1 pseudogene is annotated in these 670 nt (G+C 47.9%); it reads left to right on the top strand.

From position 1 onward, the window contains the following. Window positions 1–670, top strand: a pseudogene (locus R8O10_RS25460) (putative 2-aminoethylphosphonate ABC transporter permease subunit); the annotation flags it as partial.

Below are 670 nucleotides of genomic sequence, written 5' to 3' on the forward strand. Positions count from 1 at the left end.
CGGTTTGATCAGCACTCTAATTGTCGTATTCACGTTGGTGATCACCGATTTTGGTGTGCCGAAAGTCATTGGCGGAAGCTACAACGTTCTGGCGACCGACATCTTCAAACAAGTGGTGGGCCAGCAAAACTTTGCCATGGGTGCAGTAACCAGCATCATGCTGTTATTTCCTGCGGTAATGGCGTTTGGTGCAGATCGTTGGGTGCAGAAAAAACAAAAGAGCTTGTTTGATACTCGCTCTGTACCTTATCAACCAGAACCCAACAAAACGCGTGATGGCCTTTGCTTTGTATACTGTTCACTGATTTCTGTCGCAGTACTGGCAGTGTTAGGCATGGCGGTGTACGGCTCTCTAGTGACATTTTGGCCGTGGAATAAAGCGCTGACGCTAAACAATTACAACTTCGCAGAGATGAGTACCTATGGCTGGAGCCCGTTCTTTAACTCTCTCACTTTAGCTGGTTGGACTGCGCTGATTGGTACCGCTGTGATTTTTGTCGGTGCCTACTGTATTGAAAAAGGTCGTGCGTTTGGGCCAGTTCGTCAGGCGATGCAAATGCTGAGCGTGGTGCCAATGGCGGTGCCGGGCATGGTTTTGGGTTTAGGATACATCTTTTACTTCAATGATATGAACAACCCATTGAATGTGCTTTACGGTACGATGGCGTTT

This window comes from Vibrio sp. 1727 (assembly GCF_033344415.1).
In the GTDB taxonomy this organism is placed as follows: Bacteria; Pseudomonadota; Gammaproteobacteria; order Enterobacterales; family Vibrionaceae; genus Vibrio; species Vibrio alginolyticus.